This window comes from Paenibacillus sp. 22594 (assembly GCF_052044425.1).
In the GTDB taxonomy this organism is placed as follows: domain Bacteria; phylum Bacillota; class Bacilli; order Paenibacillales; family Paenibacillaceae; genus Paenibacillus_AQ.
In genome coordinates, this window is record NZ_JBQENA010000002.1 from 81,744 (window position 1) to 104,543 (window position 22,800).

The 22,800-nt window shown below is 50.8% G+C and carries 22 protein-coding genes; all 22 read left to right on the top strand.

Annotated features, from left to right (window positions below; all coding sequences use genetic code 11):
* The first annotated feature begins 89 nt into the window (after nt 1-89).
* Nucleotides 90-2,018, top strand: coding sequence for a stage V sporulation protein D (locus ACTJKB_RS07185; RefSeq protein ID WP_440832861.1), 1,929 nt, complete (start codon nt 90-92; stop codon nt 2,016-2,018).
* Nucleotides 2,019-2,066: 48 nt separating this feature from the next.
* Complete coding sequence (locus ACTJKB_RS07190) at nt 2,067-3,554, top strand: UDP-N-acetylmuramoyl-L-alanyl-D-glutamate--2,6-diaminopimelate ligase (protein ID WP_440832863.1); 1,488 nt, start codon at nt 2,067-2,069, stop codon at nt 3,552-3,554.
* Nucleotides 3,551-4,966 (top strand): UDP-N-acetylmuramoyl-tripeptide--D-alanyl-D-alanine ligase, encoded by a 1,416-nt coding sequence (locus ACTJKB_RS07195; protein WP_440832865.1) that lies wholly within the window; start codon nt 3,551-3,553, stop codon nt 4,964-4,966. The genes ACTJKB_RS07190 and ACTJKB_RS07195 overlap by 4 nt, the downstream gene beginning before the upstream one ends.
* 14 nt (nt 4,967-4,980) lie before the next feature.
* Nucleotides 4,981-5,946, top strand: a complete 966-nt coding sequence (mraY, locus tag ACTJKB_RS07200) for a phospho-N-acetylmuramoyl-pentapeptide-transferase (RefSeq protein WP_074085654.1) — start codon at nt 4,981-4,983, stop codon at nt 5,944-5,946.
* A 3-nt stretch (nt 5,947-5,949) separates the two neighbouring features.
* Nucleotides 5,950-7,368: a UDP-N-acetylmuramoyl-L-alanine--D-glutamate ligase gene (gene murD / locus ACTJKB_RS07205; protein ID WP_440832866.1), complete on the top strand. Its 1,419-nt coding sequence runs from the start codon at nt 5,950-5,952 to the stop codon at nt 7,366-7,368.
* A gap of 49 nt (nt 7,369-7,417) precedes the next feature.
* Nucleotides 7,418-8,515: a stage V sporulation protein E gene (spoVE, locus tag ACTJKB_RS07210; RefSeq protein ID WP_440832868.1), complete on the top strand. Its 1,098-nt coding sequence runs from the start codon at nt 7,418-7,420 to the stop codon at nt 8,513-8,515.
* A 5-nt stretch (nt 8,516-8,520) separates the two neighbouring features.
* On the top strand, nt 8,521-9,636 hold the full coding sequence (gene murG / locus ACTJKB_RS07215; RefSeq protein ID WP_440832870.1) for an undecaprenyldiphospho-muramoylpentapeptide beta-N-acetylglucosaminyltransferase: 1,116 nt from the start codon (nt 8,521-8,523) through the stop codon (nt 9,634-9,636).
* Nucleotides 9,637-9,857: 221 nt separating this feature from the next.
* Nucleotides 9,858-11,141 carry a UDP-N-acetylglucosamine 1-carboxyvinyltransferase gene (murA, locus tag ACTJKB_RS07220; protein ID WP_440832872.1) on the top strand — a complete coding sequence of 428 codons (1,284 nt, stop codon included), beginning with the start codon at nt 9,858-9,860 and terminating at the stop codon, nt 11,139-11,141.
* A gap of 65 nt (nt 11,142-11,206) precedes the next feature.
* Complete coding sequence (locus ACTJKB_RS07225) at nt 11,207-11,971, top strand: cell division protein FtsQ/DivIB (RefSeq protein ID WP_440833856.1); 765 nt, start codon at nt 11,207-11,209, stop codon at nt 11,969-11,971.
* A gap of 117 nt (nt 11,972-12,088) precedes the next feature.
* Complete coding sequence (locus ACTJKB_RS07230; protein ID WP_440832873.1) at nt 12,089-12,331, top strand: hypothetical protein; 243 nt, start codon at nt 12,089-12,091, stop codon at nt 12,329-12,331.
* Nucleotides 12,318-13,583 carry a cell division protein FtsA gene (ftsA, locus tag ACTJKB_RS07235; protein WP_440832875.1) on the top strand — a complete coding sequence of 422 codons (1,266 nt, stop codon included), beginning with the start codon at nt 12,318-12,320 and terminating at the stop codon, nt 13,581-13,583. The genes ACTJKB_RS07230 and ftsA overlap by 14 nt, the downstream gene beginning before the upstream one ends.
* Before the next feature lie 63 nt (nt 13,584-13,646).
* Entirely contained in the window at nt 13,647-14,756 is a 1,110-nt protein-coding gene (ftsZ, locus tag ACTJKB_RS07240; protein ID WP_440832877.1) for a cell division protein FtsZ, read from the top strand.
* Nucleotides 14,757-14,869: 113 nt separating this feature from the next.
* Nucleotides 14,870-15,805, top strand: coding sequence for an Rpn family recombination-promoting nuclease/putative transposase (locus tag ACTJKB_RS07245; RefSeq protein WP_440832878.1), 936 nt, complete (start codon nt 14,870-14,872; stop codon nt 15,803-15,805).
* Nucleotides 15,806-16,211: 406 nt separating this feature from the next.
* Nucleotides 16,212-17,168 (top strand): sigma-E processing peptidase SpoIIGA, encoded by a 957-nt coding sequence (spoIIGA, locus tag ACTJKB_RS07250; protein ID WP_440832880.1) that lies wholly within the window; start codon nt 16,212-16,214, stop codon nt 17,166-17,168.
* 114 nt (nt 17,169-17,282) lie between these two features.
* Complete coding sequence (gene sigE / locus ACTJKB_RS07255; RefSeq protein ID WP_440832882.1) at nt 17,283-18,002, top strand: RNA polymerase sporulation sigma factor SigE; 720 nt, start codon at nt 17,283-17,285, stop codon at nt 18,000-18,002.
* A 77-nt stretch (nt 18,003-18,079) separates the two neighbouring features.
* On the top strand, nt 18,080-18,862 hold the full coding sequence (sigG, locus tag ACTJKB_RS07260) for an RNA polymerase sporulation sigma factor SigG (RefSeq protein ID WP_019909334.1): 783 nt from the start codon (nt 18,080-18,082) through the stop codon (nt 18,860-18,862).
* Between the two features lie 200 nt (nt 18,863-19,062).
* Nucleotides 19,063-19,374 carry a YlmC/YmxH family sporulation protein gene (locus tag ACTJKB_RS07265; RefSeq protein WP_440833858.1) on the top strand — a complete coding sequence of 104 codons (312 nt, stop codon included), beginning with the start codon at nt 19,063-19,065 and terminating at the stop codon, nt 19,372-19,374.
* A 165-nt stretch (nt 19,375-19,539) separates the two neighbouring features.
* Nucleotides 19,540-20,397, top strand: a complete 858-nt coding sequence (gene pgeF / locus ACTJKB_RS07270) for a peptidoglycan editing factor PgeF (protein WP_440832884.1) — start codon at nt 19,540-19,542, stop codon at nt 20,395-20,397.
* Nucleotides 20,398-20,400: 3 nt separating this feature from the next.
* Complete coding sequence (locus ACTJKB_RS07275; RefSeq protein WP_440832886.1) at nt 20,401-21,093, top strand: YggS family pyridoxal phosphate-dependent enzyme; 693 nt, start codon at nt 20,401-20,403, stop codon at nt 21,091-21,093.
* Nucleotides 21,093-21,536, top strand: coding sequence for a cell division protein SepF (locus tag ACTJKB_RS07280; RefSeq protein WP_074085641.1), 444 nt, complete (start codon nt 21,093-21,095; stop codon nt 21,534-21,536). Before ACTJKB_RS07275 ends, ACTJKB_RS07280 begins: the two co-directional genes overlap by 1 nt.
* Before the next feature lie 7 nt (nt 21,537-21,543).
* The gene (locus ACTJKB_RS07285; protein ID WP_440832888.1) at nt 21,544-21,810 is read left to right on the top strand and encodes a YggT family protein; all 267 of its coding nucleotides are present in this window, start codon (nt 21,544-21,546) and stop codon (nt 21,808-21,810) included.
* Nucleotides 21,811-21,819: 9 nt separating this feature from the next.
* Entirely contained in the window at nt 21,820-22,602 is a 783-nt protein-coding gene (locus ACTJKB_RS07290; RefSeq protein WP_440832889.1) for an RNA-binding protein, read from the top strand.
* The last annotated feature ends 198 nt before the right edge of the window (nt 22,603-22,800 follow it).

The following is a 22,800-nucleotide window of genomic DNA, read 5'->3' on the forward strand; positions in this document are numbered from 1 at the left end:
CTGGCATAGGCTTGTTCTAACCCCTGTTTGTCCTGAATAGTCATGAAGATAAGAGTTCATGTCTAGAACAGCGAAAGCGGGGGGACGGAATGAAGGTTTCAAAAGTCGTAACTCGTCGGAGAATGCTGTGGACGCTGCTGGGACTGGCCTTGTTATTCGGCGCGCTGGCTGTGCGCCTGGCTTATGTGCAGCTGTCCGAAGGAGAAAAATTGAGTGCCAAAGCGGAAAGCCAGTGGCGCCGCAATATTCCTTTTACCGCCAAACGCGGTGAAATATTGGACCGGGAAGGGAATGCACTGGCTTATAATATCAGCTCGCCGACTGTGTATGCAGTTCCCGTACAGGTGAAGGAGAAGCAAAAGACAGCACAGACACTGGCTCCACTGCTCGGCATGAGCGAGATGAAGCTGGTGACTTTATTGTCCAAAAGTCAGTCATCGGTGAAGCTACAGCCCGGCGGCCGCAAAATTACGATGGAGCTGGCTGCGAGCATCCGTGATTTGCAGCTGCCGGGCATCGTTGTGGCTGAGGACAACAAACGATTTTACCCATACGGGGATTTGGCTGCGCATATTCTAGGCTTCACCGGTATCGACAATCAAGGCATTACCGGGGTGGAAAGCATATACGACAAGCTGCTCCAGGGCAGCGCAGGGGATGTTTCCTATTTGTCTGATGCCGGAGGCCGGCTGATGCCGGGTTCTTCGGAAAAGTATTCAGCTCCTCAGGACGGCCTTAAACTGCAACTGACGATAGACAAGCAAATCCAGTCCATAATGGAACGCGAGCTGGATCAGGCCATGGTGAAGTATCAGGCACAGGGCAGTTGGGCTATAGCCATGAACCCGAAGAATGGCGAAATTCTGGCCATGGCCAGCAGACCCGGATATGAGCCTGGAGCCTACAAGGAATATGATGCTGAGGTCTACAACCGGAATCTGCCCATCTGGATGACTTATGAACCGGGTTCCACCTTCAAAATTATTACCTTGGCCGCTGCGCTTCAGGAAGGCAAAGTGGATTTACAGAATGACCACTTTTTTGATCCCGGCTATATCGAGGTGGGCGGGGCCAAGCTGCGCTGCTGGAAAAAGGGCGGGCATGGCAGCCAGACCTTCCTTGAGGTGGTGGAGAACTCCTGCAATCCGGGCTTTGTAGCGCTTGGACAGCGGCTCGGTAAAGATACCTTGTTCAAATATATCCGTGATTTTGGATTTGGCGCCAAGACCGGTATTGATCTGAACGGTGAAGCAAGCGGAATCCTCTTTAAGCCTGCGCAGGTGGGACCCGTGGAGCTGGCGACCACGGCGTTTGGCCAAGGGGTGTCCGTCACGCCGATTCAGCAGATAACCGCTGTCTCGGCAGCCATCAACGGCGGCAAGCTCTACACGCCGCATGTCGCCAAGGCCTGGATCAATCCGGATACCGGGGAGACCGTTTCTGAAGTGCAGCCGGAGATGGTGCGTCAGGTCATCTCAGAGGAAACCTCGAAGAAGGTGCGCGCTGCCCTTGAGAGCGTGGTTGCCAAAGGCACGGGCCGGCCGGCTTTTATTGACGGCTACCGTGTGGGAGGCAAGACAGGGACGGCACAAAAGGTAATTAACGGCCGGTATTCTCCTACAGAGCATATTGTATCGTTTATCGGCTTTGCGCCTGCGGATGATCCGCAGATCGTAGTGTACACAGCAGTGGATAATCCTAAGGGTATTCAGTTCGGTGGTGTTGTGGCAGCTCCAATCGTGCAGAATATCCTGGAGGATTCCCTTCATTACATGAAGGTTCCGGAACGTAAAGATCAGCTTCCCAAAACCTATAAATACGGTGAAACTCCGATTGTGACGGTTCCTGATCTTACAGGGGCTACGGTACAGGATATTTATGAGGATCTGAACATGAACTTTACACTCGCCCGTTCCGGAACAGGCAATACCGTAATTAATCAGGCGCCAAAAGCGGGAGCCAGAGTCGAGCAGGGTTCGACGATACGGATTTATATGGGCGCTGAAGATGGGAAATAATGTTTGATGACGTCTTCTATTCCGAAAAATGCAGAGTGAGGGATGGCTATGAAAGTATATGAATTATCATCTTGTCTCGCGGCTTCGCGGGTATACGGGGATGGAGAGACGGAAATAACGGGACTCCAGGCGGATTCGCGCCGAGTCAAGCCCGGCGATTTGTTCATCTGTCTGCCAGGGTTTACCGTGGATGGGCATGAATTCGCTCCTCAGGCTGCAGTGAACGGCGCTTCTGCCCTGGTCTGTGAACGGAAGCTTGAGATCGATTTGCCTCAGATTGTAGTAGATGACTGCCGGTTTGCAATGGCTGTATTGTCCAATGCCTTTTTTGGTTCACCGAGCAGCCGGATGAGAATGATCGGCGTGACCGGCACGAACGGAAAAACGACGACTACCTATCTGATAGAGCGTATTATGCAGGACCAGAACGTTAAGACAGGGCTGATTGGAACCATTCAGCTGAGATATGACGGACAGACCTATCCGGCTTCCGGTACGACGCAGGAATCGCTTGAGCTGCAGCGTACGCTAAATGATATGGTTCAGAAAGGCGTGCAGTGCTGTGTGATGGAGGTTTCCTCACATGCCTTGGAGCAGGGACGGGTAAAGGGGACAGATTTCCGGACGGCCATATTTACCAATTTGACTCAGGATCATCTGGATTATCATCATACGATGGAAGAGTACAGGGCGGCTAAAGGGCTGTTCTTTTCCCGGATGGGGAATGTGATTTCACCATGGAAGGAAGAACGCAAATATGCTGTGCTGAATGCGGATGACGAGGCAAGCACTTATTTTGCTGCACAGACTGCCGCAGAGGTCATTACATATGGCATTGACACTCCAGCGAATGTCCGGGCTTCGCAAATTTCCATCACCTCCAAAGGAACTTTCTTCCATGTAGATACGTTTAAGGGAGAGACTGACATCTCACTGCGTATGGTAGGCAAATTTAATGTGTATAATGCGCTGGCTGCGATCACTGCAGCGCTGCTGGAAGATGTTACGCTTGCGGATATCAAGGCCAGCCTTGAGTCTGTAGCAGGTGTGGCTGGACGTGTGGAGTCAGTAGATGAAGGCCAGGACTTCGCGGTAATCGTAGACTACGCCCACACACCGGATGGTTTGGAAAATGTGCTGCGGGCGGTATGTGAGTTTGCTGCCGGTAAGGTTCTTACCGTCTTCGGCTGCGGCGGAGACAGAGATACGACCAAACGCCCGCTGATGGGAAAAATTGCTGCGAAATACAGCGACCATGTCTTCGTAACCTCCGATAATCCCCGCACCGAGGATCCACTGCTTATCCTTCGGGATATTGAAGCAGGGTTGCAGGAGGACGGAGTGGCACAGGACCACTATGAAATGATTGTGGACCGCAGGGAAGCGATTCGAAAAGCTATTGAAATGGCAAGCCCCAGCGATGTAGTATTGATTGCGGGGAAAGGTCACGAGACCTATCAACTGATCGGCGGAGTGGTTCATGATTTTGATGACCGCGTCGTCGCCAAAGAAGTTATAAGGGGCCGAAGCTATTGATTATAAGAACGCTGCGAAACATCGCTACCATGTGCGGGGGAGAGCTGTCCTCCGCTTACGATATGGATAAGAGAATTGCGGGAGTCGTTACCGACTCCCGCAAAATCACGCCTGCCTGCCTGTTCGTTCCGCTGGTTGGGGAACATTTTGACGGGCATGACTATAGTGCTGCGTCTTTGGCGGCAGGTGCTGCTGCCACCTTGTGGCAGAGGGATAGGGGAACTGCCCCTGCAGGGGACGGCGTGATCCTGGTGGATGATACTCTTGCTGCATTGCAGAAGCTGTCTTCCGCTTATTTATGCCAAATTTCTCCACAGGTGGTCGCCGTCACCGGCAGCAACGGAAAGACAACTACGAAGGATATGATTACAGCCCTGCTGGAGGGACAATACAAAGTCCATAAAACTGCAGGGAACTTCAACAACCATATCGGTCTGCCGCTGACGATTCTCTCCATGAGTGAGGATATTCAGATCGCTGTGCTGGAGATGGGGATGAGCTCGCGGGGAGAGATTGCACTTCTTGCCTCTTTAGCGCCGCCGGATGTGGCCGTTATTACCAATGTGGGCGAGTCCCATTTGCTGCAGCTTGGGTCCCGCAAGGAAATTGCCCGGGCCAAGCTGGAAATTGCCGAAGGACTGAAGCCGGGAGGTCTCCTGGTTTATAACGGTGATGAGCCATTGCTCTCCGAAGTTATGGCAGAGCCCGCCTTTCATACACCGGAGGGAATGAAAGGCTTCCGCTTTGGCTTGAACGCTGACAATGATGATTATCCTTCTGGAATGATGACCCATATCGGGGGGATGACCTTCACTTCCCATCTGTATGCGCAGCGCGCCTTCACGCTGCCGCTGCCGGGCCGGCATAATGTGGTTAACGCTTTGGCTGCGCTGGCGGTTGCCCGCCACTACAGCGTATCCGAAGACAGCATCGCAGAAGGCCTCAGCAAGCTTAAACTGACCGGGATGCGGATTGAAATGATGCTGGCAGCTTCGGGGCTTACTATGCTGAATGACGCCTATAATGCCAGTCCAACTTCTATGAGAGCAGCCATTGATGTGCTTCAAGGCATGAAATGCAGCGGCAAAAAAATCGCTGTGCTGGGGGACATGCTGGAACTTGGGCCGGATGAGGCGCTTTTCCATCAGGAGATCGGTGCTTACCTGGATCCATCCTTAACGGATCTGGTCTTTACCTATGGTCCTCTTTCTGCACATATCGCCAAGAAGGCAGAGGAGCGGTTTGGACCTGAACGCGTATTTGCTTTTATGGATAAAAAGGAGCTTACAGCTGCCTTGCTTAATAGAATCGATCCCAAAGATATTGTACTCTTCAAAGCTTCAAGGGGAATGCGCCTTGAGGAAGTGCTGCACAGCTTGAATGAGCACTCTCAGACAGATCCAGACAAATAGGAGGGGGTGTACCCATGGATTATCAATTACTTCTGCTGACTATTGCTGTGTCCTTTATCCTTGCGGTCATTGCCGCTCCGCTCTTCATTCCGCTGCTGCGGAGGATGAAATTTGGACAGCAGGTTCGTGATGACGGACCTCAGACTCACTTGAAAAAAGCCGGAACGCCTACGATGGGCGGAATTATCATCATGGTGGCGTTCACGCTGTCTTTTTTGAAATTTTCGGTTGTAGATTCAGACTTTTATGTCCTCTTGGTAGCTACGCTCGGCTATGGGCTAATCGGCTTCCTGGACGATTATATCAAAATTGCGTTCAAGCGTTCACTGGGGCTGACACCGCGCCAGAAATTGCTGGGTCAGCTGCTGGTTGGTGCCGTAATGTGCGGGCTGCTGATTAACGCCGGGCACAATACCGGAATCAGCATCCCGGGAACTTCGATCAGCTTTGATTGGGGAAGCTGGTTTTACTATCCGTTCATTATCATTATGATGATGGCTGTAACGAATGCAGTGAATTTTACCGATGGAGTAGATGGGCTGCTGTCGGGCGTCAGTGCGATTGCCCTAGCTGCTTTTGCCGTAGTGGCTATGCAGGCTACCTCGATTGCGGCAGGTGTTTGTGCGGCGGCAATGATCGGGGCGGTACTTGGCTTTCTCGTCTTCAATGCACATCCAGCGAAGGTATTTATGGGCGATTTCGGATCCTTCGGCATTGGTGGAGCCATTGGTGCGATTGCCATTGTTACCAAAAGCGAGCTGCTTTTTGTTGTCATCGGCGGTGTATTCGTTATTGAAATGCTATCTGTCGTGCTGCAGGTGGCCTCATTTAAAACCCGCGGCAAACGCATTTTCCGCATGAGCCCGATCCATCATCATTTTGAGCTTGGCGGCTGGTCGGAATGGCGGGTAGTTGTCTCCTTCTGGGCGGTGAGCCTGGTACTGGCGGCGGTAGGACTAATCTTAAGCAAGGGGTTGTAAAGAATGAAGCATCCGGATGAATACCGAGGTGAAGAAGTGGTCGTCCTGGGCCTTGCCAAAAGCGGTGTCCAGGTGGCCAAGGTGCTGCATGAGCACGGCGCCGTTGTAACGGTCAATGACAAAAAAGAAAGAGATCAAAGTCCCGAAGCTTCCGAATTGGAATCTTTGGGAATTTCTGTTATATGCGGAGGTCACCCGGAGGGATTAATTCATCCAGGGGTGAGCCTGGTAGTGAAGAATCCGGGAATTCCCTATTCTGTCCCTCCGGTGCAAAAAGCAATGGAGCTGGGTATCGAGGTAGTGACTGAGGTGGAGGTGGCTTACCACCTTTGCGCAGCACCTATGATTGGTATTACCGGTTCCAACGGTAAGACGACGACAACCACCTGGGTGGGGCGTATGCTGGACGCTGCGGGAATGAACCCTATTGTGGCCGGGAACATCGGCACACCGCTCTGTCAGGCCGCACAGGAGGCTCATGATGACAATTGGATGGTAGTCGAGCTTAGCAGCTTTCAACTCAAAGGTACAAAAGAGTTCCGCCCTAAGATAGGCTGTCTGCTGAATGTGGCAGAGACCCATCTGGACTATCATGGCGGTATGGAGGATTATATTGCTTCCAAGGCCAAGCTGTTTGAGCGACAAGGGCCAAGCGACACAGCGGTGCTGAACTGGGATGACCCTGTCTGTAGAGAGCTAGTGCCTTATATCAAAGCAGGAATCTTGCCATTTTCAATGACCGAAGAGCTGGTTCAGGGTGTCTTTGTCCGTCCTTCATTTGTTCAGGGTACCGAAGATGACCTTAAGCGGGTAATTGTCTATCGGGACTATTCCGAGAGTGAGACAGAAATTGCTGACGTTGATACCATCGGACTGCCGGGCCGCTTCAATGTGGAGAATGCTCTAGCTGCCTGTGGGATTGCCATCGCCGCAGGTGCAGACCCTGCCGGACTTGCCGAAGTGCTGGCAAATTTCAGAGGTGTCGAGCACCGGCTGGAATATGTAGCAGATAAAGCGGGAGCCGCTTATTACAACAACTCCAAAGCCACCAACTCCAAAGCCACCTCAATGGCGCTTGCCTCCTTCCGGAAGCCGGTTGTTCTGATTGCCGGCGGACTCGACCGCGGTTCCGATTATATGGAACTATTGCCTGTCCTCGGCGGCGTCAAAGCGCTTGTAGCGCTCGGACAGACCAAGGACAAGCTCGCGGCCGTCGCAGGCATGGCAGGAGTAAAGCGCATCATCTCCGTCGATAATGGGGAGAGCGCCGCCGCCGTGCTGCAAGAGGCCGTGCGGGAGGCTTCCGCACTGGCGGAAGCGGGAGATATTGTTCTCCTGTCTCCTGCCTGCGCCAGTTGGGATATGTTTACATCCTATGAGGAGCGCGGGCGTATTTTTAAAGAGGCGGTGCATAACCTTTAAGTAGGGGGGTGGATAAGCCCCTACTACGGATGCAAGAGGTGTGCTCCTGATGAACAAATCCCGTCATGCGCCCGATATCTGGATACTGATGGCAATTCTGTCCCTGCTGGCAATCGGCATGGTGATGGTTTACAGCGCAGGTTCTGTTTTGGGCTTCCGCAATTATGGCGATTCGTTTTATTTTGTCAAAAGGCAGCTGTTGTTTGCGGGGCTTGGTCTTGGCGCAATGTTCGTTACCGCGAACACCGATTATCTGGTGCTGAAGAGATTTGCCAGACCCGCGCTGTTGATCTGCTTCATTCTGCTTGTCATGGTGCTGATCCCCGGTATCGGCGTTGTGCGCGGCGGAGCCCGAAGCTGGCTCGGCATCAGTTCTTTCGGGATTCAGCCCTCCGAATTCATGAAGATGGGGATGATCCTCTTTCTCGCCAATTGGCTGGGAAAGGATGATTATGATATCTCTGCCTTCACAAAAGGGTTGCTGCCCCCGCTCGCACTGATCGGCTCCGCATTTGCCCTTATTATGCTCCAGCCGGATCTGGGGACTGGCACCGTCATGTTCGGCGCTGCCCTCATGATGATTTTTACTGCCGGAGCGCGTATGAAGCATCTGCTCTCCCTGGGCTCTTTGGGAGTGGTTGGGTTTGCTGCGCTGGTTGCTGCAGCTCCTTACCGTCTGCAGCGGATTACAGCATTTCTGGATCCTTGGTCCGATCCGCTGGGGAAGGGCTATCAGATTATCCAATCGCTCTATGCAATTGGCCCCGGCGGTCTTGGCGGTCTGGGACTTGGCATGAGCCGGCAAAAGTACAGCTACGTGCCTGAGCCGCAGACCGATTTTATTTTTTCCATTTTGGCCGAGGAGCTTGGTTTCATTGGTGGGCTGATTGTACTGGCCCTGTTCCTGATTCTGATCTGGAGGGGGATGAAGGTGGCAATGAGTTTGCCCGACCGGTTCGGCAGCTATTTGGCGGTAGGCATCGTCTGTATGGTGGCCGTTCAGGTCATCATCAACATTGGCGTTGTCATCGGCCTAATGCCGGTTACAGGCATCACGCTTCCGCTGATCAGCTATGGGGGCTCATCGCTGACTCTAATGCTCACAGCGCTCGGCATTTTACTTAACCTATCCCGTTATGCGAGGTGAAAGACATGCGTATCGTATTAAGCGGCGGCGGCACAGGCGGACATATTTATCCTGCTGTCGCTGTTGCAAGGCAACTGGAAGCGGAAGAAGAAGGCTCGGCTTTTCTGTATATTGGCGGAAAGCGTGGGCTGGAGAGCAAGCTGGTTCCGCAAGAGAACCTTCCGTTCAAATCGATTGATATCACAGGTTTCCGCCGCAAGCTATCTATGGACAATGTGAAGACTGTGATGCGTTTTCTGAAAGGGGTCAAAGCCTCCAAGGCAATGCTCAGGGAATTTAAGCCGGATGTCGTGATCGGCACCGGCGGTTACGTATGCGGACCGGTGGTTTATGCGGCCTCCAAACTTGGAATTCCTACCCTTATTCATGAGCAGAACGCGATACCGGGGCTGACGAACCGTTTTCTCAGCCGCTATGCTGATACGGTTGCCGTTAGCTTTGAAGGAACGGAGTCGGCGTTTCCCGGTGGGAAAAATGTAATCTATACCGGGAATCCCCGGGCGACCACTGTAACCACCGCGAACCCCCAGCGCGGCTTTGCTTCACTCGGTATTCCTGAGGGTAGTACGGTGGTTCTGATGGTCGGCGGCAGCGGCGGAGCAAGAGCCATAAATCAGGCTATGATTGAGATGGCTCCATTTGTGGGTAAGGGTAATGGTGTTCATTATGTATATGTAACTGGTGAGTCCTATTTCGAAGAAACCCGCAAAGCTCTGCGCGAAAAGCTGGGAGGCGTGCCGAATTGGCTGCATCTTCTCCCTTACATCCATAATATGCCTGAGGTGCTGGCTTGTACTTCCCTTATCGTGAACCGGGCGGGCGCTTCATTTCTGGCTGAAATTACTGCACTAGGTATTCCCTCTGTTCTAATCCCGTCCCCTAACGTGACGAATAATCACCAGGAGGCGAATGCAAGACAATTGGAACGTGAAGGCGCAGCTGTCGTGCTGCTTGAGAAGGATTTGAACGGCCAGTCACTGATGGAGGCTGTACAGAAAATTATCAGTGCGGAGTCCGTGCGCAAGCAAATGTCTGAAGCCTCGCGGCGTTTAGGCAAAAGGGATTCTGCGGCACTTGTCGTTAGCGAGCTGCGCAGGCTGGCCGCAATGCGGAAGTCATAGCGGAGAGACTTGCTTCCATCAGGCTGGAAGCCACTTCCTGTTATTGGTCTTCACTGTCACACACCCGAGGGCACGAACATAGGATAATCCTATAATCGTGACTATCACCCAGAGCACTTCCGGTCCATGAAATGCGGGCACGGACTGCTTTTCCTGACCGTAATTGATTTTTGTACAGGAAGTGCTTGTGGTGGGTGAGCGGTAATCTCGGAGGTGATACATTGGACAAATTGGTGATTGAGGGTGGAACCCCCCTGTCAGGCACCATACGTATCCATGGAGCAAAAAATGCGGCACTGCCGATTCTGGCGGCTAGCCTGCTTGCCGAAGGAGTTCACTCACTGCATAATGTGCCGAAGCTGCTGGACATTGAGACGATGCTGCACATTCTGGAACGGCTGGGGTGCAGTTGCGCTCACGAGGACGATACAGTAACGATGGATACTTCGTCTGTGGATACTTCCCATGTTCCAGAGGATCTGATGCGGCAGATGAGATCCTCAATTTTTCTGATGGGGCCGCTGTTATGCAGATTTGGCGAGGTGACGATTTACCAGCCGGGAGGCTGTGCGATCGGCGAACGCAAGATTGATCTTCACCTCCAGGGGCTCAAACAGCTAGGTGCGGAGATTGAGGAAGTTAACGGACGGATTTCCTGCCGGGCTGCCAAGCTGACGGGAAGCGATATTCATCTGGATTATCCGAGTGTCGGGGCGACAGAGAATATTATGATGGCCGCTGCTATGGCGGAAGGCACTACAACGATATCTGGCGCGGCCAGAGAACCTGAAATTCAGGATCTCCAGAATTATCTGAACAAAATGGGTGCTCAGATCATAGGCGCAGGTACCGATACGATTACGATTCAAGGGGTCAAAAAACTGCAGCCCTGCAGCTACGAGGTGATCCCGGATCGGATTGTAGCCGGTACAGTGATGATCGCAGCGGCTGCGACACGTGGAAATGTGACATTGACCCATACGAATGCCGGGCATCTAACCTCGCTTATTCATGTGCTTAGACGGGCTGGTGTTCAAATTACAGTGTGCAATGATATAATTAATATCAGCTGTATGGGACGTCCCCGTGCGGTAGAGAGAATCGTAACCTCTCCTTACCCTTCCTTTCCCACAGACTTGCAGTCTCAAGTGATGGTACTGCTGTCACTGGCCGAAGGATTCAGTGTGATCAAAGAGACTGTATTCGAGGGACGCTTCAAGCATGTAGAGGAAATGGCCCGTATGGGTGCGGATATCTCTATTGATCTGAACCGTGCATTTATACGCGGGGTGCAGAGGTTATACGGAGCTACGGTGGAAGCTACCGACCTGAGGGCAGGGGCTGCCCTGGTGATCGCTGGACTCGCAGCTCAAGGTACTACGGTAGTTGAGCAGGCGCACCATATTGACCGCGGATATGATGGCATTGAGAAGCTGTTCCAGAAGCTTGGAGCACGCATCAGCCGCAAAGTACCTGTGCCGGGTCCGTTAGATTTGGCCAATTAAAGCTCCCTGTCTCCTTCAGCTTCACGCGAGGGAAGGAGACAGGGCCTTATTACGGAGATATGAGAATGCCTAAAACCCGTTTACCTCTGCTTAAAGAGGACAAGCCAAGCAAAAAAATGAGCCGGAAGGTCACAATGATCCTGCTGCTGCTGTTCATTGCGCTGCTGGCCGTGATTTTTTTTCGTTCGTCGCTCAGCCGCATTACAGAGATTCACTTTCAGGGTAATAAGTACACGACCCGGGAAGAGCTGATGTCCCAAAGCGGGCTTTCGGTCGGAGGACAGTTCTTTGCCGTCTCTAAGACATCCGTGAAGAATTCCCTGAAGGAGCTTAAGACCATCCAAGAGGCTTCGGTAATCAAAAGTTTTCCTGGCACGGTTACCATTACTATCAAGGAATATCCTGCAGTTGCTTATGAATTGGACCCGTCAGGTGAACTTGAAGCCATTCTGTCCAGCGGGGCGGCTGTAGGCGTGAATGAGTCCGGAATTGCGGTGGAGAAGCCTATTCTGACAGGCTGGGACGCTAAGGACCTTTATAAGGCCAAGCTGTGCCAGGTACTCGCCAGCATTCCCAATGAACTGACCGGTGATATTTCCGAGATCGTACCTTCACCGACGCTATCCTTTCCGGACCGGATTAAGCTTTATACACGTTCGCATTTTGAAGTCATAACAGCGATTTCTCTGCTTAAGGATAAGGTGGAATATTTGAATCAGGTCATTGAGACCGAGGAACCTGGACTGATTAAGATGCTGGAAGCCGATTCCTATGTTCCGTTTCAAGCTCCACAAGAAACAAATGAGGACAAAGCAGACACACAAGAGTAAATAGTCCCTACTAATAGAGCGGGAAAAATGCTACAATCGGATTTACGGGCAATAAGCTGGATCCCTCTTTTTTCTCCGGATTTTTTGAACGAATGCCGTAAATATGGATGATGTTTCTTGTTTACACTTATTTTACTGTATAGTCTTCTAGTTTCATTGATTTTTAGGAAAGCATCTATGTTTATGCGGAATGCTTGTTATATTATTCCAATCAAAAAAATTGTAGAAAAAAGAGGGAAAGGATTAGGTATGTTGAATATGTACAGAGAAGTTTCCCGGGACCGGGAGCAAACTGTTTTACTGGCTTCACCATCTATTTTGATCATAACAGGAGGTGCCATAGAGCTTGAGCAACAATGACATCATTGTTAGTTTGGACATCGGTACATCCAAAGTTCGGGCAATAATTGGGGAAGTTACCAATGGAACCTTTAATATTATTGGCGTTGGATCTGCTGATTCAGAAGGAATACGGAAAGGTGCGATAGTAGATATCGACCAGACTGTGCAATCGATCAAAAGTGCGGTAGACCATGCGGAGCAAATGGTAGGCATCCAAATTTCCGAGGTCTACGTCGGCATATCCGGCAATCATATCGGACTACAGTCCAGTCACGGTGTTGTAGCTGTTCAGAATGAGGACCGTGAGATTGGTGAGGATGACATTGACCGGGTAATCAAAGCTGCGGAAGTCATCGCACTGCCTCCTGAACGCGAAGTGATTGATGTTGTCGCCAAACAATATATCGTAGACGGTCTTGAAGGTATCCAGGATCCGCGCGGAATGATCGGTGTCCGTCTGGAAGTTGAGGCAACGATCATTACCGGAGCCAAAACGCCAATACATAATCTGCTTCGCTGTGTAGAGAAATCAGGGCTGAAAGTTAAAGATCTTGTGCTGATGTCTCTTGGAGCTGGTGGATTGGCGCTTTCCAAAGATGAGAAATCAATGGGCGCTGTACTGGTAGACATCGGTGCAGGTTCAACGACGATAGCCGTATATGAAGAGGGTTCCCTTTGTGCAACATCCACGATTCCGATCGGCGGAGAATTTGTAACGAATGATATTGCCTACGGACTTCGGACACTCACAGACCAGGCAGAGAAGGTCAAGCTGAAATATGGCTGCGCCTGGGTTGATGATGCCGCTTCGGATGTAGTATTCAAGGTGTTACGTATCGGAAGCAATGTTGAAAAAGAGTTCAACCAGGAAGATTTGGCTGCAATTATCGAGCCAAGAGTGCAGGAGATTTTTCATCTGATCCGCCAAGAAGTGAAACGGCTTGGTTACACGGAGCTTCCCGGAGGTTATATACTTACGGGTGGAACTGTATCCATGCCTGGTGTTTTGAAGGCGGCGCAAACTGAACTATCTGCCTCTGTACGCATAGCTGTGCCTGATTATATCGGTGTCCGGGACCCTGGTTTCACCGGTGGTGTAGGCATCCTGCACAATGTTGTCCGCAGCTACCGGGGACGCAACAGTGGCGGAGGAAGCGGCAACAAGAAAACGGTCAACCGAAACAAGCAGAACGCCGTTCCAAGCCAAGATACCGGGAAGAAGCCCGGTTTGGTGGAACGTCTTAAGAATATGTTCAGCGAGTTCATATAAGTGTAAGTCCAGATATACTTGGACCGGCCATCCAAGCACTATTCTAGGGGGAGATGGAACAATATGTTGGAATTTGATTTTGAAATGGGGAGCTTGGCTCAAATAAAAGTCATCGGCGTGGGCGGCGGCGGAAGCAATGCTGTCAACCGGATGATTGAAAATGGCGTTCAGGGTGTTGAATTCATCACAGTTAATACAGATGCCCAAGCGCTGCATATGGCCAAATCGGAGCATAAGCTGCAAATCGGGGACAAGCTGACCCGGGGATTAGGCGCTGGTGCCAATCCTGAGGTGGGCAAGAAAGCGGCCGAAGAATCCCGCGATCTGATTTCCAATACGCTTAAGGGCGCAGATATGGTATTTGTGACCGCGGGCATGGGTGGCGGTACAGGTACAGGGGCTGCGCCTGTTATTGCTGAAATCGCCAGAGAATGCGGGGCGCTGACAGTTGGCGTTGTGACGCGTCCGTTTACTTTTGAAGGAAGAAAACGTTCCAACCAGGCAGAACTTGGTATTGAAGCGTTGAAGGAAAAAGTAGATACCCTTATCGTCATTCCGAATGACCGGTTGCTTGAAATTGTCGACAAGAAAACACCGATGCTGGAAGCCTTCCGCGAAGCGGACAACGTGCTCCGGCAAGCGGTGCAAGGGATCTCCGATCTTATTGCCGTTCCGGGTCTGATCAACCTTGACTTTGCCGATGTGAAGACGATTATGACAGAACGCGGTTCTGCATTGATGGGCATCGGAGTTGCCACCGGTGAGAACCGTGCCTCGGAAGCGGCCCGCAAAGCCATTATGAGCCCACTGCTCGAAACTTCTATTGAAGGTGCGCGCGGCATAATCATGAACATAACTGGCGGCTCGAACCTCTCCTTGTATGAAGTCAACGAAGCTGCCGAGATTGTGAATTTCGCTTCTGATCCTGAAGTCAATATGATTTTCGGGGCCATGATTGAGGAAAGTATGAAGGATGAAATTAAAGTTACGGTGATTGCTACCGGCTTTGAACATAAGGCATCCCCTGTTGCGCCTAACCGACGACCGGCAACGAGCAACGAGCCTGCGGCGGATAAGAACGCGAATTTGCGTCCTTTCGGCAATCAGACCACCTCTGATCAGCTGGATATTCCGACGTTCCTGCGTAATCGGACACGCGGCAACAACGATTAGTCATAACTGAATACAACTTTACGGAAGCACCGTATCCCCTTAGCCATGAGCTGTGGGCGGATACGGTGTTTTTTGTTTTTTAAGCTGATATAATACGGATAACGGGAGTGGTTATGATGGAATTGCTGGACCCCCGCGTGGATTTTGTATTCAAAAGAATTTTTGCAAGCGAAAGTAACAAGGATGTGCTGCTGGCTTTTTTGAACCGTATTCTTATGGATGCCGGGGACGCTCCCTTGAATGAAGTGGTGCTCCTAAACCCGTATACAGATAAAGATGACCCGCTGGATAAGCAGTCAATCTTTGATATCTGGGCAAAAACGGAGGACGGAAAGCTGATCAATATCGAAATGCAGCTGTTCAACAGATATGATATGGAGAAGCGGACCTTATATTACTGGAGCAAACGCTACTCCGGCCAGTTGCAAACTGGCGGCAGGTACACAGAGCTCAAAAAATGCGTAACGATTAATATCTTGAATTATAAGGTATTACCTAATGAACACACTCACAGTGTCTTTCATTTACGGGAGGACACCAGCGGTTCACGACTGACAGATGACATAGAGATTCATTTCCTGGAACTGCCTAAGCTGAATCAGCCGGCGGTTCCGGGTGAGAGCGGTTTGGTCAATTGGCTGCTTTTTTTGAAAGGGAGCGACAATTCGAATTGGGAGGTACTTCGGATGAATGAACCAGCTTTGAGAAAGGCAATGGAAACACTGGAATTTTTAAGTCAGGATTCTGAAGCCCGGCGTAAATATGAAGACCGTCAGAAGTTTCTGCATGATGAAGCCTCGCAAAGAGACGGTGCTCAAAGAGAAGGTTTCGCTAAAGGAATGCAAGAAGGAAAACAAGAAGGTATCAAGGAAGGTATCAAGGAAGGTATCAAGGAAGGTATCAAGGAAGGCAAGAAAGAAGGTTTGAGAGAAGGCTTGAGGGAAGGTAAGCTCGAAGTAGCAAAGAACCTGCTGGCTATGGGGTTGGACCTCTCATCCATACAGGCTGCGACGGGTCTGACAGAAGAAGAAATACAATCTATCGAATGAATACCAAGTATACTAAACCGGAGTCAGCCCTACAAAGGCTGGCTTTGGTGCAAATATTAAGAATTTATATGCTTCGCGCTATTTCTCGCTGAAACGGATACCGTCCTTAAATGGATGGTATCCGTTTCTACTTGGTTTAGGGATTAGTTAGTGAATGCGCGCTCAGCAGCCCCCGCTAGTACATGGAGCTGTACCACTGCTTCCTGTAGTCGGGCTTTGCGAACGAGTCGCTTGTTACAGTTAAGGTAGCATATAACGGCATGACGCTATAAACCGACAAAAAAACCTCAGGATTGCCCCCCAAGTTTAGACAGACTTTGGATAAGAGTCTTTCTATACTAATCTTATCGTCCAAATAGGGAGCTGGAACCTTGGTCTTTCGGATAGATACCACGCTTACAGGCAGGTGAGTCCACTGGTTGTTTATATTGACTTGATTTTCACTGCCAATTTGCTGATCGATGGTATTCTGTTGTGGCTGACAGGCTGGCTGGTCAAGCAGAAGGTCTCTTGGTGGCGGCTCATTAGTTCGGCGCTGGTTGGCGCACTCTATGTGGTGATGATGTTTGTGCCGGAGCTTTCGTTCCTGTACACCTTTCTCATCAAGTTTGGATTGTCGGTTGTCATGTTGTGGATCGCTTTTGGTTTCAGAAGTCTGCAAAGCTACCTTCGGGCGTTGGGGGCATTCTATATCATTAATTTTGCAGCGGCCGGCGGCATTGTCGGCGTTCACTATTTGCTGCAGAGCTCAGGCGACATCTGGAACGGGATTCTATTCACCTCCTCGGGCGGCCAAGCTTACCGGCTGAAAATCGGGTTTTGGTTCGTGCTTGCGCTTTTACCTCTGCTGCTGTTTCTCTTCAAGATGATCCATTCCTCCAGAACCCGGAGAGAGCAGCTAGAAACGTATATTGGCGAGGTTTGCGTAGAGATCGAGGGTGTGCGCGTGTCATGTCCCGGACTGCTGGACACCGGGAACCGTCTGAACGATCCATTGACCCGGATTCCGGTAATGGTAATGGAAGCATCACTGTGGGAGGGACATTTACCAGGCTCCTGGAAAGGAAGGCTTACCCAGATTAGTGCCGACAAGCTTCTTCTGGAAGCGGACGGGCAGTCCTTTGCCTGGCAGGACAGATTGCGGCTAGTGCCCTACAGGGGAATCAATCGCGGAGCATCGTTTATGCTTGCGCTGAAGCCGGATCTGGTGACGATAAAGCTTGGGGAGGAGACTTTTTTCAGCAAAAGGGTTCTCATCGGGCTGGATGGCGGAACACTGTCGGGAGACGGTGCGTACCGGGCGGTCATACATCCTGACCTGACCCAAAGAGAGTCCCCTGCAAAGGCGGCGGTGCCTTCCTGAGCACGAAAGAGCTGGGTGTGCAACAACCCCGTCGTTGGAACAGATGCGGCAGAAGGGCCAGGGGACAAATAACTACCTCAGGGCAACGGTGTACTTCTTGAAGGAGGAACAATAATGGCCAAATGGAAGATTGTGTTGCAGCTTCAATATTACCGCATGCTTTTTCTGCTGGGGCTGAAGAGTCAGGAAATCTATTATATCGGTGGAAGCGAGGCTTTGCCCCCACCCCTTACGAGAGAGGAAGAAGAGTTTTTGCTTCAGCGGCTCTCAAGCGGTGATGCGGCAGTACGCGCCATGCTGATTGAACGCAACCTGCGGCTGGTAGTCTATATTGCCCGCAAATTCGAGAACACTGGCATCAACATTGAGGATCTCGTATCCATCGGGGCGATTGGCTTGATTAAGGCTGTTAACACCTTTGATCCGGAGAAAAAAATCAAGCTTGCTACCTACGCCTCGCGCTGTATTGAAAATGAGATTCTGATGTATTTACGGCGTAACAGCAAAACCCGGAGCGAGGTTTCTTTTGATGAACCGCTGAATATCGACTGGGATGGCAATGAGCTGCTGCTCTCGGATGTGCTGGGCACAGAGAATGACACCATCTACCGTAACATTGAAGAACAGGTGGACCGCAAGCTACTGCAGAAGGCGCTGGAAAAGCTCAGTGAGCGAGAAAGACTGATCATGGAGCTGCGTTTCGGACTGCGCGGCGGGGAAGAAAAAACACAAAAAGACGTTGCCGATCTGCTGGGAATCTCTCAATCTTACATTTCACGATTGGAAAAAAGAATTATCAAGCGTCTGCGTAAAGAGTTCAACAAGATGGTGTAAGCTGAAGAGGCAAGGAATAAAATGCCGGACCGGGGAGATAATGTACAGTAATGTTTCTCCTTGGGAGGTAAATCATCATGACCCGAAATAAAGTCGAGATTTGCGGTGTGGACACCGCCAAACTGCCCGTTCTAACGAATGTGGAAATGCGGGAATTGTTCACTTCGCTGCAGCAGCAGGGCGAGCGATCCGCCAGAGAGAAATTGGTAAACGGTAACCTTAGACTTGTGCTTAGTGTGATTCAAAGGTTCAACAACCGGGGAGAGTTCGTTGATGATCTGTTCCAGGTAGGCTGCATCGGGTTGATGAAAGCCATCGATAATTTTGATCTATCGCAAAATGTAAAGTTTTCCACCTACGCGGTACCGATGATCATTGGTGAAATCCGCCGGTACTTACGGGACAACAACCCGATCCGGGTATCTCGCTCCCTGAGGGACATTGCCTACAAAGCATTGCAGGTGCGTGACAGTCTGACCAATCAGAATTCAAGGGAACCGACGATTTTTGAAATCTCCGAGGCGCTTGGGGTTCCCAAAGAAGATGTGGTATTTGCTCTTGATGCCATTCAGGACCCGGTCTCTTTGTTCGAACCTATTTACCATGACGGCGGAGATCCCATTTATGTGATGGACCAGATCAGCGATGACAAGAATAAGGATGTTTCGTGGATCGAGGAAATTGCGCTCCGTGAAGCGATGCAGCGGCTGGGGCAGCGGGAGAAGCGGATTCTGTCGATGCGTTTTTTTGAAGGGAAAACCCAAATGGAGGTTGCGGACGAAATCGGCATCTCCCAGGCGCAGGTCTCCCGGCTTGAAAAGTCGGCTATACAGCAGATGCAAAAGCATGTTAAGTCATAAACACACATAACAGGAATGTCACTAGGGTGGTCTGGAAGCGTGGGAAAGCGCTCCTAGAGCATCCTTTTTATATTGCTTCGAGCAATAGCCAAATGAATCATAAGCATGTTGCCAAGCCTGCGGGGCATATATTGGACTATACGTCTGAATGTACAGGGGTGGCGAAAGTGAACGATGATTCGATAGGCAGCAGCAAGAAAATGAGGATCTCCGATTTTCAGACGAAGGATGTGATCAATATTGTCGACGGGAAGCGGCTCGGGCAGATCAGTGATCTGGAGCTGGATCTCCGCCGCGGTGTGATTGACGCGATCATTATCCCGGGGTATACGCGTTTTATGGGCCTCTTTGGTGGAGGTACGGATCTGATCATTCCCTGGCGGAATATCGTGAAGATCGGCGCTGATGTCGTGCTCGTCAAGATGGAGGAAATCCGGATGCCGCAAAATCAGGAAGAGCGGGAGACCATGTATTTGGAACGGGGAGACCGCACCGATCGGCGCACTTATTGACTGGGGGCGTCTTAAATCGCATGTTCTTTAAAAAAGAAGGCAAATCCGTTTCTACATGTTTATTTTGGGGATGTATGAAGTAGGAGATTGCCAAAGCTGGTTCATCAGCAGTTTGACCCCACTCTGTGAGGGTATCTTGTGGTACACTTAGGCGGAGGTGAAGATATGGAACCGTTTATTCAAAAAGGCGGCACGCCTATGCTGCTTCATCTGGAACCTTGGTGTGCGGTGCATGCTGAAATCACGGCAGGCTTCACAGGAAGACAAGGTGGTATAGGCAAGGTGCCTTATGACAGCTTTAATTGTGCCTTTCATGTTGGGGATGAACCGGAAGACGTGCTCGGGAACCGTAAACTTCTTGCCGAGAGCCTCGGGTTTACACTACAGGATTGGACCTGTGGAGAGCAAACTCATGGAAAAGATATAGCAGTGGTCAGAGTGGAAGACCGCGGCCGGGGCAGTCTGGACAGAACATCGGCTTATCAAGCAACGGATGGTTTGCTTACTAATGTGCCAGGTGTGCTGTTGGCCTCTTTTTATGCCGATTGTGTTCCCCTTTACTTCTATGATCCTCAGCAGCAAGTGGTAGGACTCGCACATGCAGGCTGGAAAGGGACCGTAGCGGAAATTGCCGCCGCGATGGTAGGCAGAATGGAGACTGTTTATGGCAGCCGTCCGCAGGATATTCTTGCCGGAATTGGACCTTCCATTGGCGACTGCTGCTATGAAGTGGATGATTATGTGATGGATCATGTCCGCCGGCTGGAGGGGGAACTGAAGCCCGTGACACCTTCCGCAATTCCTCAGGACCTTTACAGAACATCGGAAGAGGATAGTCACAAAAGCATGCTGAACTTGAAAGAAATGAATCGACGCATTATGATTAAAGCAGGAATATTGCCGACTCATATCGAATGTACATCATGGTGTACAAGCTGTAATCAGGATCTGTTCTTTTCTTACCGGAAGGAAAACGGAGTTACAGGAAGAATGACGAGCTGGATCGGAATAAAGGAGAGCTGAACGTTGACACTGCAGGAAAGAATAGCCGGGGTAGAGGAACGTGTAGCACGTGCCTGTGCGGCAAGTGGCCGGGATGTGGCGGACGTCAAGGTTATCGCAGTGACGAAATATGTGTCTCTGGAAACGGTATCCGCTGTGCTGGATGCAGGCCTTGAGGATATCGCCGAGAGCCGCTGGCAGGATGCCGAACCGAAATGGAACGCCCTGGGACATAAGGGAACCTGGCATTTCATCGGACATTTACAGACCAATAAGGTGAAGGATGTTATCGGTAAATTTCAATATATACACTCGCTTGACCGCCTGTCACTGGCGCGGGAACTGCACAAAAAGGCTGAAGCGGCAGGACTTACCGTCAATGTTTTTCTGCAGGTGAACATCTCAGGAGAAGACACGAAATTTGGTCTTGCTCCTGAGGAGGTGCCGGGTTTTCTACGCGATATTGCCGCTCTGCACCGCGTAAAGGTCATTGGACTGATGACTATGGCACCTTATGAAGCGGAACCGGAGCAGACCCGTCCTGTCTTCCGCGGACTTAGAGAGCTCCGTGATGAGCTGAATCTGCTCGCTTTGACACCTGAGCCTATACAAGAGCTGTCGATGGGAATGTCGAATGATTTTGAAGTGGCGATAGAGGAAGGAGCCACCCGGGTACGCCTGGGAACGGTATTAGTAGGTCATGAGGAGGGAGAATGATGGGCGTGATGAACCGTTTTATGAGTTTTTTGGGCTTGCAGGAGGAAGAGGAAATTGTAGAGCGGGAGCAAATATCCCGCGATGAAGATGAATATGAGCCCGCCCCTGTAGAAACCCGCAAAAATCAGCGGGCGAACGTCGTCAGTATTCATTCCCAAAAGAATGTGAAAGTCGTGCTGTATGAGCCCCGTTCTTATGAAGAAGCTCAGGAAATTGCTGACCATCTCCGGGCCCACCGCACGGTGGTAATCAATCTGCAGCGTGTCAGGAATGACCAGGCGATGCGGATCATTGATTTTCTCAGCGGAACTGTTTATGCCCTGGGTGGAGGAATCTCCAAAATTGGGGGCAATATATTCATGTGTACCCCGGATACTGTTGAAATTCAAGGCTCCATTTCGGAGATTCTGGGTGAGGATCAAGACTACAACAGAATGAGGTGAATGGGTTTTGTCCCAAATCAATCTAATTATTGAAATTCTATACAATATCTACTTTGCAATGATCTTGATCTACGTGCTCATGTCCTGGCTGCCGAATGTACGGGACAGCTTCATCGGTGAACTGCTCGGCAAGCTGGTGGAACCGTATCTGTCACCGTTCCGGCGGTTTATCCCGGCGTTGTTCGGCACCGTTGATATTTCCCCGATTATTGCACTGTTCGTGCTGGAATTTGCGAAAACCGGATTGCAGTACATTGTTGCATATGTATTTTAGGCTGCTGCGATGAAGAATGAAATTTACGGACATTTCCACCCCGATGAACGGCAATTTGTGGACAAGGCCTGGGAATGGGTTACCTCTGCAGGAGAATACCACGAAACCAGGCTGACTGAATTTTTGGATCCCCGCCAAGGCTTTATTCTCCAGACACTTGTGAACCGTCATCCCGATGTAGCCGTAAGGTGGGAGGGGGGGACCGAAGAAGCTGAACGGAAGCGTGCCTTGGTGGCTCCCGATTACCGGGACCTTGAGGAAGATGATATGGAGCTGAGGGTGCTCGCGATTTCCTCGGGAGAACAGAAATTCCTCGAATTGGAACATGGCGACTATATGGGGGCGATCCTTGGCCTGGGAATCAAAAGAGGCAAAATCGGTGATATTCATGTGCTTCCGGATGGGTGCCATGTAGTCGTCGCTGAGGATATTGCCAATTATTTAGCAATGAATCTGACCGGTGTGCACCGGATCAATGTCAGCACAGAGATTTTACCGTTGTCCAGTCTGCGTAGCAGCAGTGTTAAGCTGGAGAAACTGGAGCTTACGGTAGCTTCGCTGCGGCTTGATGGTATTGCTGCAGATGTGACCCGGCTTAGCCGGAGCAAAATTCTTGCTCCCATCAAAGCAGGCCGCGTCCGCGTCAACTGGAAGGTAGAAGAAGACCCTTCCTGCGGGCTCAAGGACGGTGACATGGTTTCCATTCAGGGTTTTGGACGCTTCAAGGTTCTGGAGATCGGGAGTCTGACCAAAAAAGGCCGTTACCGGGTGCAGGTTGGCAAATTTGTCTGAATTTCATGCAGGAATCCGGCACGGCTTGTCGAAATTGAATATCTCTATAGGGAGACAAACATTTTGCAAGCTGGACGCCGATACTTGTAGAAGAGGCGGACCGTAGCGGACACCCGAGTATACTTGATTTATAAAGGACATATAGTAATATCCTAAGCCCGAACTTATAGTTCTAGCAGAAACGGATACCGTCCTTAA

Coding starts and splice junctions, on each gene's coding strand:
- ACTJKB_RS07185 (WP_440832861.1), top strand. CDS start 90: ATGAAGGTTTCAAAAGTCGTAACTCGTCGGAGAATGCTGTGGACGCTG.
- ACTJKB_RS07190 (WP_440832863.1), top strand. CDS start 2,067: ATGAAAGTATATGAATTATCATCTTGTCTCGCGGCTTCGCGGGTATAC.
- mraY (WP_074085654.1), top strand. CDS start 4,981: ATGGATTATCAATTACTTCTGCTGACTATTGCTGTGTCCTTTATCCTT.
- murD (WP_440832866.1), top strand. CDS start 5,950: ATGAAGCATCCGGATGAATACCGAGGTGAAGAAGTGGTCGTCCTGGGC.
- spoVE (WP_440832868.1), top strand. CDS start 7,418: ATGAACAAATCCCGTCATGCGCCCGATATCTGGATACTGATGGCAATT.
- murG (WP_440832870.1), top strand. CDS start 8,521: ATGCGTATCGTATTAAGCGGCGGCGGCACAGGCGGACATATTTATCCT.
- ACTJKB_RS07225 (WP_440833856.1), top strand. CDS start 11,207: ATGCCTAAAACCCGTTTACCTCTGCTTAAAGAGGACAAGCCAAGCAAA.
- ftsZ (WP_440832877.1), top strand. CDS start 13,647: ATGTTGGAATTTGATTTTGAAATGGGGAGCTTGGCTCAAATAAAAGTC.
- ACTJKB_RS07245 (WP_440832878.1), top strand. CDS start 14,870: ATGATGGAATTGCTGGACCCCCGCGTGGATTTTGTATTCAAAAGAATT.
- sigE (WP_440832882.1), top strand. CDS start 17,283: ATGGCCAAATGGAAGATTGTGTTGCAGCTTCAATATTACCGCATGCTT.
- sigG (WP_019909334.1), top strand. CDS start 18,080: ATGACCCGAAATAAAGTCGAGATTTGCGGTGTGGACACCGCCAAACTG.
- ACTJKB_RS07265 (WP_440833858.1), top strand. CDS start 19,063: ATGAGGATCTCCGATTTTCAGACGAAGGATGTGATCAATATTGTCGAC.
- pgeF (WP_440832884.1), top strand. CDS start 19,540: ATGGAACCGTTTATTCAAAAAGGCGGCACGCCTATGCTGCTTCATCTG.
- ACTJKB_RS07280 (WP_074085641.1), top strand. CDS start 21,093: ATGGGCGTGATGAACCGTTTTATGAGTTTTTTGGGCTTGCAGGAGGAA.
- ACTJKB_RS07290 (WP_440832889.1), top strand. CDS start 21,820: ATGAAGAATGAAATTTACGGACATTTCCACCCCGATGAACGGCAATTT.